The following is an 8,558-nucleotide window of genomic DNA, read 5'->3' as shown; positions in this document are numbered from 1 at the left end:
CCAATCGCTAGCCCCGTTTGCAGATCTTTTCACTGCATGTCCATCCAATTGAGTTGGGATCCCTCTTCCATTGTCTTTGAGTGTTTGCTCCAATCCGCTCTTCAAAAAGAGTAGAATTGAGGTCTGGGATCCGAGTTGCCGAGCAAATTGAGAGTATCTACAGGTGGGGAGGTCTTCTGTGTCTGTACTGGTCAGTGTAGAGCAAGTGGAAAAAGCGTTTGGTCTGCCTGGGGGCCAAGAATATCTTGCTCTCCAAGGGATCGATCTCCAAATTCACCGCGGGGAGTTTGTCTCCTTAATCGGCCACTCCGGCTGCGGCAAGTCCACCCTGTTGAACATGGTGGCGGGGTTGTCTTTACCTACCGGAGGGATCGTGGCTTTGGATGGACACACCATCACCGTTCCCGGCCCCGATCGCATGGTGGTGTTTCAGAATTACTCCCTTTTGCCCTGGCTAACGGTTCGGCAAAACATTGCCCTGGCCGTAGACGCTGTGCTGAAAAACTACTCCCCAGCAGAGCGTCAGCAGATTGTCGAAGAACATATCGATCTGGTTGGTTTGCGGCAGGCGGCGGATAAATTCCCAGCGCAACTCTCAGGGGGCATGAAGCAGCGGGTAGCCATCGCTCGCGCTTTGGCGGTAAGGCCCAAGGTGTTGTTGTTGGACGAGCCCTTTGGCGCTTTGGATGCCCTTACACGGGGGAATCTGCAGGAGCAGTTGATGCGCATCTGCGAAGAACATCACGTGACTACCCTTATGGTTACCCACGATGTGGATGAAGCCGTCCTGCTCTCGGATCGGGTGGTGATGCTGACCAACGGGCCGGGATCCCGAATTGGCAATATTTTAACCATCGATATTCCCCGCCCCCGCCGCCGGTTGGAGGTGGTCAATCACCCCAGCTACTACAGCTATCGCAGCGAGATCATCTACTTTTTGAACCAGCAAAAACGGATCAAGCAGTGGCGGGCCCGCCGCAGCACCGTGGTGGCCAGGCACGGTTTGGAAAAGATCAACTTGGAGATTGGCTTTGTGCCCCTGACCGCCTGCGCCCCGCTGGCGGTGGCCAAAGAAAAGGGGTTTTTTGCCAAACACGGCCTGGAAGAAGTTAATCTGGTGCGGGAGACCAGTTGGCGAGGGATCCAAGACGGCATCCAGGGAGGTTACTTGGATGCGGCCCAAATGCCCGCCGGCATGCCGGTGTGGATGTCTCTGGGCGGCGGGGACAATCCGCCTCAGCCGGTGGTGACTGCCCTTACCTTGACCCGCAACGGCAATGCCATTACCCTGCACAGGCGCTTCTACGAGCAAGGGATCCACACGCTGAGCCAGTTGAGGGCTTACATCTTAGATAGCCCCAGCCGTCGGCTGACCTTTGGGGTGGTGCATCCTAGCTCCATGCACAACTTGCTGCTGCGCTATTGGCTGGCAGCCGGCGGGATCCACCCGGATCACGATGTTGTGCTGAAAACCCTGCCCCCGGCCCAGATGGTGGCCAACCTAACAGCCGGCAACATCGACGGCTACTGTGTAGGAGAGCCTTGGAACTTGCGGGCCGCCCTGGAGGGCAGCGGTTTTGTGGTGGCTACCGATCTGGAAATCTGGCCCGGCCACCCCGGCAAGGTGTTGGGGGTGCGGGAGGATTGGGCCAGGGCCTATCCCAATACCCACATTGCCCTGGTGAAAGCGTTGCTGGAAGCCTGTCGCTACTGTGAAGATCCGGCCCACCACGACGAGATTCGCGAGCTGCTCAGCCGCCGCGCCTACCTGAGCACTGATCCTTCCTACATTCACCTGGGGGATCCCCAGCGCCTGCTCTGTGACCTAGACATGCCAATGCGGGAATATGCCCACCACCGCTTCTTTCTGGGCGCCGGCAACCGTCCCAGCCGCACCGAGCATCTGTGGATGATGACGCAAATGGCCCGCTGGGGGGATCTGCCCTTCCCGCGCAATTGGGTAGAGATCGTGGAGCGGGTGTGTCAGGTGGGAGTCTTCAGTACGGCGGCCCGCGAGCTGGGGCTGGATGTGTCTTACCAACGCCAGCCCATTCAATTGTTCGACGGGATCCCTTTTAATGGCGAGGATCCCTTGGCTTACCTCAACAGTCTGGCAATTAAGCACGACATCTACGTGGCCGAGGTTGCTTGGGATCGTCGTCCCGTGTTGCTCTAGAGATCTCCTTGGTAAAAGCACGTTCCCAGTTGTGAGAAAACGATGAATTGGAGCACCCCACGATGACTGCCCTCTTGACAACCTCTACCCCAGCAGCCACAGCCGCAGAGCCCTACTTAACCCTTGAGAATGTCAGCAAGACTTACCCAACTCCTAAGGGGGAGTATCCCGTATTGCGCGATATCAACCTCAGCGTCTGTGAAGGAGAATTTGTTTGCATCGTTGGGCATTCCGGCTGTGGCAAAACCACCCTGCTGAATATGGTTTCTGGCTTTACCCAGCCCACCAGCGGCTCGGTGAAGCTTAAAGGACAGCCAATTACAGCTCCTGGGCCAGATCGCATGGTGGTGTTTCAGAATTACTCTCTTTTGCCCTGGCTCACAGTTTATGAAAATGTTTACTTGGCTGTTCAGGCGGTGTTTCCCCAAAAGAGCCAGTCAGAAAAGCATCAAATTGTAGAAGAACACCTGAATCTGGTGGGGCTGGGGGAAGCAGCCCAGAAATATCCCCCGCAAATTTCCGGAGGGATGAAACAGCGGGTGGCCATTGCCCGTGCCTTGGCAATTCGCCCAGCAGTGCTGATTTTGGATGAACCCTTTGGGGCTTTGGATGCCATCACCAAAGAAGAACTTCAGGAGGAGCTGCTGCGCATTTGGGAGGAACATCGCTGTACAGTTTTGATGATTACCCATGACATTGACGAGGCACTGTTTTTGGCCGACCGTTTGGTCTTGATGACCAGTGGCCCTGCGGCTACCATCGGGCAAATCATCTCTATTCCCTTCCCGCGTCCTCGCGACCGCGAGCGAATGCTTGAGGATCCCCAGTACTATCGCCTGCGCAACTCCGTCCTCAGCTACCTCTACGGGCACGAGGCCAACCCTGAGGCAGCCCACCAGTGAGTTAAGTCCAACTTTTTGGGACTTTCTATGCGAGGGTGACTACGCCCGCAGATGGGGGCACTTCGGCTAAGAGGGTAGGGTACGCCTGCGGTGAGTCAGTCGTCCGAGGGTTCTATCTTGGGATCCAAGCTCTTGGCGGTAAGGCGCAAGGCTTCCGCCTGATCCATCACTCGCGGCGCTTGCACTGCCGTCTCAACCCCCTGGCGATAGCTTTCCCAGAGGGGCATTTCCGGGTAGGTTTGCTGCAATTCCTTGATCTCATCTAGCAGAGCGCCCAGCCAGCCAGCCGTGCCCCAGGTGAGCAAAAACTGCAAGGGATTCCAGAGGTTGAGTTGCCGCCCCAATTCGTTGAGGCTTTCGTTGCGAAGGGGCGGGTCGAAGATGTCGGCCACCGTCATCAACTGGCGCCCCAGCAGTGGCCTGAGGGTTGTCTCAGCAGCCTCTACGACGGCGGGAAGGGCAGCTTGGATGCGCTCAGGACTGGGAATGTGCCGGGCCTGGGGCAAAGCTTGCAGCAGCAATTCCAGTCGTCGTTCGGCTTCTGCTGACTCCAAAGCCGCTTCTAGGGTGGTGCCCACGCTGAGAAACACTTCTCCCGTCAACAGCCGCACTGCATCGATAACCAAGTGGTACAGCGGGGGGATCACCAGCTTGATCCACTCGCTCTGGAAAAACTCCCGCAGCCGCCGCGCCAGATACTCCCCCACCTGCGTGGTTTGGATCCCCACTTGGGTGAGGGAGAGGTACCAGTCGGGCGGGGATCCCTTGGGATCCAGCCACTGGCGCAGGGTTTGCCATTCCTCTTCGGTGAGGGCAGTTCGCCCCTGTTTTAAGATGCTGCGCCGCAGCTTGCCCTCGGCATTCAAGAGCTTGCGCAACTCTGGTGTACCCAGCAAGGAGAGGGCGCCTGCGGATCCCACGCTGCCGATCTCGATGGCAATGAGGGCGGCCAAGAGGGCGGCTGAAGCTTTCACTTGGATCTCGCCGCTTTTGTCCATGACCAAAGGTAGGCGGCTGTTGCCATAGGCCCGCAGGCTCATTGCCACCAGGGCGGAGCGCTGCTCAGCAGTCAACCCCTCCGCCCAGGAAGGGATGCCGTTGGTTTCTGCCCTGGGATGGGTCTGCTCCTGCAGGCCCTGATAGAGCAGGCTGGCCACCCAGGCTCGGTCGGCAGCCCGTTCCAGAGAGCCGATGACCACCTCCCATTGGCTGGGGTTGAGCAGAGGCAAAAGCGCTTGCAGTTCTCGCTGGAGGGGCTCTGGAGAGGTTGTGGCTCTGGCTTTGTCCAGAGTTGCCTGTAGCCGATCCCTTGCCTCGCGGCACAAGCCCCCCCACTCCAGTTGCAAACGAGCTAGGGTCTGCTGCACCGTTTCTTCAGAGCGTCGGGGCAGCTCCTGCCAGCCTGCTTCCAGTTGCCGCCACAGCTCCTCCCAGTTCAGATCCCCAGCTCTGGCCCACGAAGGTGGAGAGTTCGCCGGCGCAGCGGATGGGGCAGCGCTGGGATCGAGATTGGGGGAGAAGACGGGATCCGAAAACTCAGGCATGGGCACCTCAGGGGAATTACCGGCATTATAGCTAGGGGTAAAAGGCAAGCCGCGGCAGGCCCAAGGTTTCCGGCCACCCCATCATCAGGTTGAGGCATTGCACCGCTTGCCCGGCTTGCCCTTTCATGAGGTTGTCGATGACCGACAGAACAATCACCCGGTTGGTGCGAGTATCCACCTCCACCCCAATCATGCAGGTGTTGGTGCCAGCCACCCACTTGGTTTGCGGGTAAACGCCGCGGGGCAGCACCTTGACCCAGGGGGATTGGCGGTAGAAGGCGTTGTAAATGGTGATGAGATCCTCGCCCACGAGACCAGGATCCCGCAGGTTGGCGTACAAGGTCACGTGGATGCCCCGCACCATTGGCACCAGGTGGGGCGTAAATTGCACAGTGATGGGGGTGTGGGTGAGGTCGGAGCAGGCCTGCTCGATCTCGGGTGTGTGCCGGTGTTGGGCCACGCCATAGGCACCCAGCGAGCTGTCCACCTCGGCAAATAGGGATCCCAGCTTGGGGGTGCGGCCTGCGCCGGAGACGCCGGACTTGGCATCGAAAATCAGGCTGTCCAGCTCCACCAACCCCTGCCGCAACAGAGGGGCAACCGCCAGGAGGGAGGCCGTGGGGTAGCAGCCGGGGCAGGCTACCAGTTGGGCTTGGGCAATAGCCTCCCGGTAGAGTTCTGGCAGCCCGTAAACCGCCTGCTCGTTGGCCTGGCGATAGGCAGGGCTGGGCCAATTGGGATCCGTCTGCCCCAGGCGATACCAGGATTGGTAGGTGGCCAGGTTGCGAAAGCGGTAGTCCGCCGAGAGATCTAGGACTTTGCACCCCTTGGCCAGCAAAGGCGGCGCTAGGTCTGCGGCCAGTCCGTTGGGCAGAGATAAAAAGACAACGTCGCTGCTAGCGGCGATGGCCTCCACATCCACTGGCTGAATGGTCAAGTCCACCGCCTGGGCTAGATGGGGGTAGAGATCCCCGTAGCGTTTGCCGGCGCTGTCTTGACCGGCCAGGTAGGTAATCTGCACGCCGGGGTGTTCGCTGAGCAGCCGCACCAACTGCACCCCTCCATACCCGGAGGCCCCGACAATGGCGACGCAGACGGGATCGGTGGGAGGAAGAGAACGAGGCGCCGTAGTGGCCATGGGGGCTGCCTGCACAAAATTGACGGCTTGCCTTATTATTTATCGCATTTGTTGATCCCATTTGCCGCCGCATTGGTTGAACCCGCCTGCTCTATGGGGGTCAGTGTTGCCTAGCCACAGAGCGGGATTTGTTATGCTGGGCTCACGCGAGCCGCCCGGGCCTTGGCAGCCGCCTTGGCTGTTGAAGTCTTGCCCAGGGGTGTATTCTATTTATTCGGGAAGGTTGTATGTACTACGAGCAACTGATCAACATGATCTTACGGGCCCACGGCCAAAGCAGTCGCCACGGCCTAGATCAGGAAACTTTAACCCTCTACTCCGAAGGCCCCTACACCCTCTACAAGCTCACCTCCCATTTCGACCGCCGCTCCATTTTCGTTTTGGCCCAAAACCAGCGGGATGTGTTTATCTCCGGAGATGCGTTTCACAGCAAGTTGATCCCGGGAGAATGGCAGGAGTGGCTGCAGCAGAAGGCTTTGGCTGTTGCTGCTGAGACACCCCAGGCCAGCTAGCCAGCAAGGGCCAAAACGCCGGGCTGAACCTGCCGGGGCACCACCAAGAGCTGGTCTAAGGCGGCACAATAGGCCAGATCGCTGTCGTTTTCGGGACTAATTGCCAATAGCCGCTGCCCATGGCTGGAGCGCCGCAACAGGCCCAACAGGTCGTCCTGCCAGGTTTGGTAGAGGGCCAGGGCGGCTACTGCCTCATCGTTGCCCAACTGCTCCCACGAGCAGCCCAGGCGATGCAAAATCGCCCCGGCACAGGCGGTGTCTTCCAAAGCAAAAGCCCCTTCCCAGCCGGATCCCACCAGCCACACCTCGGCAAAAGCTCCTCGCCTGAGAAACTCCACCACCGCTCCCACGTTCACCAGGGCCGCTGTGATCACCACCGGGATCCCTTCCAAGCGCTGAAGGGTGCGGGTGCCGTTGGTGGTGCTCATGAAGATGCGCTTGTCCCGCACACGCTCGGGGGTGTATTCGCGGGGGGAGTTGCCCAGATCGAACCCTGCCACTGCTTTGCCCCCCCGTTCCCCGGCCAAAAGCCGCTTGCCAGCCGGCCAGTTCTGGCTTGCTTCCTGAAGCTGTTGCAAGTGGGCAAACACCTGTACTGCTTCTGCGCCTGCAGCCAGGGCTGTGGCGATGGTGGTGGTGGCCCGCAGGACATCGATGGCTACTGCGCAAGCTGGGATCCCTGACGGCGGGACTTGCTCAGGGGTATGGAAGTGGAAAAATCGCATGAGAGAGGGAGCAAAAAAGGTTTAACTAGAGCTCCACCGAGAGCTTATTAGAACTCACGCCGGGCAAACACCAGCACTGTTAAAATGAGCAGCAAGACGGTGTAGATCAGGCCGTAGAGCGCATCACCGAGGAGCTGGGTGGGCGGGGGAATTTGGCCGTAGACGGTAGCATCTCTTAGATTGAAGCGCTCCAGATCCGGCAAGACCAAGTAGATGACCTCGAACACCTTGCCAAAACCTGCATCTTCCACCAGCTTGCTTAACTGCAGCAGGGCGCGGCTGGCGTGGCCCATGATGAAGAGGGCAATTGTGTAGAGGGTGGCCAAAATCGGAGAGGTAAAAACTCCAAACAGCAGCGCTGCCGCCACAATCAGCACCAGCTCCAGAAAGGTGAAGACGGTTGCCCAGAGAACAGCCCAGGGGGAAATGGGGGCCTGCACCACCAGCAGGCTCAGCAAAAAGACGGCCGTCATCATTACTAGCAGCACCGACAGCAAAGCCGACAGGCCCAGATGCTTGCCGACGATGAACTCCGCCCGGCTCATGGGCTTGGCAATCAGTACGTAGACCGTGCGCCTCTCGATCTCTTTATTCACCAGCCCAGTGCCGACGAAAATGGCCACCACCAGTGACAGGAAGTGGATGGCGGCCAGACCCAGATCGGCGATGATCTTGTTGTGAGCCTGGTTAGCTACCTGGGGGATCAAAACGATGGCTCCCAGCATGACCACCGCAAACACCATCACCAGATAGAGAATCCGATCCCGAATCGTTTCTCGGAAAACATTTCGGGCAATGGCCACAAGGCGCGCCGCATCCATAGACCTCGTCCAAAGGAAGTGACGACTCGGCTGTACACTTGGAGCAGATCCAGCCTTTATTCTATGCAGTTCCAGGCCCAGATCCAGATCCACCTGCGCCCCTCTGTGCTCGACCCTGCCGGGGCGGCTCTCCAGGCTAGCTTGCACCAGTTGGGGCACACCCAGGTGCAGGGGGTGCGCATTGGCAAACACATCCAACTGCGGCTAGAGGCCCCCGACACCGAAACCGCTCAACGCCAAGTCAGCGAGCTGTGCGAGCAACTGCTGGCCAATCCGGTAATTGAGACCTATCAAATCCAAGTGGAGCCTGTAGAAGGTTGATTCGAGGGATCCAGCCTCCCACGAGTTGCCCTAACCCTCGCCACCTTTTTGTTGACAGCAAGGGATCCCCATGACCAAGGTAAGGTTTGGCATTGTCGTTTTCCCCGGCTCCAATTGTGACCGCGACGTGGCCTGGGTAACCCGCAGCCTCTTGGGCTGTCCGACGCGGCTGATCTGGCACCGGGAAACCGATTTGTCAGGGCTGGATGTGGTGGTGCTGCCGGGCGGCTTCAGCTACGGGGATTATCTGCGAGCCGGGGCGCTGGCCCGTTTTGCGCCGGTAATGGGATCCCTGGCCGAGCACGTAGCCCGCGGGGGCTATGTCTTGGGCATTTGCAACGGCTTTCAGATCCTGACAGAGGCAGGGCTGCTGCCGGGGGCGCTGCTGCGCAACGCCAACCTGCACTTTATCTGCGACC

The 8,558-nt window shown here is 59.1% G+C and carries 9 protein-coding genes; 5 read left to right on the top strand and 4 right to left on the bottom strand.

Annotation, left to right across the window (positions count from 1 at the left end; all coding sequences use genetic code 11):
- Positions 1 to 178 precede the first annotated feature (178 nt).
- Together NW835_RS11115 and NW835_RS11110 are read left to right on the top strand one after the other, a co-directional pair.
- Positions 179 to 2,176, top strand: a complete 1,998-nt coding sequence (locus tag NW835_RS11115) for a nitrate ABC transporter ATP-binding protein (RefSeq protein ID WP_414385127.1) — start codon at positions 179 to 181, stop codon at positions 2,174 to 2,176.
- A 62-nt stretch (positions 2,177 to 2,238) separates the two neighbouring features.
- On the top strand, positions 2,239 to 3,078 hold the full coding sequence (locus tag NW835_RS11110) for an ABC transporter ATP-binding protein (RefSeq protein ID WP_414415311.1): 840 nt from the start codon (positions 2,239 to 2,241) through the stop codon (positions 3,076 to 3,078).
- A gap of 95 nt (positions 3,079 to 3,173) precedes the next feature.
- On the opposite strand, the gene NW835_RS11105 is transcribed toward NW835_RS11110, so the two are convergent.
- Together NW835_RS11105 and argC are read right to left on the bottom strand one after the other, a co-directional pair.
- Entirely contained in the window at positions 3,174 to 4,622 is a 1,449-nt protein-coding gene (locus NW835_RS11105) for a hypothetical protein (protein ID WP_414364109.1), read from the bottom strand.
- A gap of 31 nt (positions 4,623 to 4,653) precedes the next feature.
- Positions 4,654 to 5,760: an N-acetyl-gamma-glutamyl-phosphate reductase gene (argC, locus tag NW835_RS11100; protein ID WP_414364108.1), complete on the bottom strand. Its 1,107-nt coding sequence runs from the start codon at positions 5,758 to 5,760 to the stop codon at positions 4,654 to 4,656.
- Between the two features lie 227 nt (positions 5,761 to 5,987).
- On the opposite strand from argC, the gene NW835_RS11095 reads away from it, so the two are divergent.
- Entirely contained in the window at positions 5,988 to 6,272 is a 285-nt protein-coding gene (locus tag NW835_RS11095; protein WP_414364107.1) for a hypothetical protein, read from the top strand.
- Here NW835_RS11095 and NW835_RS11090 read toward each other — a convergent pair.
- Complete coding sequence (locus NW835_RS11090) at positions 6,269 to 6,997, bottom strand: 2-phosphosulfolactate phosphatase family protein (protein ID WP_414371396.1); 729 nt, start codon at positions 6,995 to 6,997, stop codon at positions 6,269 to 6,271. The genes NW835_RS11095 and NW835_RS11090 overlap by 4 nt on opposite strands.
- A gap of 47 nt (positions 6,998 to 7,044) precedes the next feature.
- On the bottom strand, positions 7,045 to 7,818 hold the full coding sequence (locus NW835_RS11085; RefSeq protein WP_414364105.1) for an ABC transporter permease: 774 nt from the start codon (positions 7,816 to 7,818) through the stop codon (positions 7,045 to 7,047).
- A 63-nt stretch (positions 7,819 to 7,881) separates the two neighbouring features.
- On the opposite strand from NW835_RS11085, the gene purS reads away from it, so the two are divergent.
- Complete coding sequence (gene purS, locus NW835_RS11080) at positions 7,882 to 8,139, top strand: phosphoribosylformylglycinamidine synthase subunit PurS (protein WP_414364104.1); 258 nt, start codon at positions 7,882 to 7,884, stop codon at positions 8,137 to 8,139.
- A gap of 70 nt (positions 8,140 to 8,209) precedes the next feature.
- Positions 8,210 to 8,558: phosphoribosylformylglycinamidine synthase subunit PurQ (locus NW835_RS11075; protein ID WP_414415310.1), on the top strand; the 349-nt coding region annotated here is incomplete at its 3' end.

The organism is Synechococcus sp. OH2, assembly GCF_047462155.1.
In the GTDB taxonomy this organism is placed as follows: Bacteria; Cyanobacteriota; Cyanobacteriia; order Thermostichales; family Thermostichaceae; genus Thermostichus.
This window is presented reverse-complemented; position numbering and strand designations above follow the sequence as displayed.

Coding starts and splice junctions, on each gene's coding strand:
- NW835_RS11105 (WP_414364109.1), bottom strand. CDS start 4,622: ATGCCTGAGTTTTCGGATCCCGTCTTCTCCCCCAATCTCGATCCCAGC.
- argC (WP_414364108.1), bottom strand. CDS start 5,760: ATGGCCACTACGGCGCCTCGTTCTCTTCCTCCCACCGATCCCGTCTGC.
- NW835_RS11095 (WP_414364107.1), top strand. CDS start 5,988: ATGTACTACGAGCAACTGATCAACATGATCTTACGGGCCCACGGCCAA.
- purS (WP_414364104.1), top strand. CDS start 7,882: ATGCAGTTCCAGGCCCAGATCCAGATCCACCTGCGCCCCTCTGTGCTC.
- NW835_RS11110 (WP_414415311.1), top strand. CDS start 2,239: ATGACTGCCCTCTTGACAACCTCTACCCCAGCAGCCACAGCCGCAGAG.
- NW835_RS11090 (WP_414371396.1), bottom strand. CDS start 6,997: ATGCGATTTTTCCACTTCCATACCCCTGAGCAAGTCCCGCCGTCAGGG.
- NW835_RS11085 (WP_414364105.1), bottom strand. CDS start 7,818: ATGGATGCGGCGCGCCTTGTGGCCATTGCCCGAAATGTTTTCCGAGAA.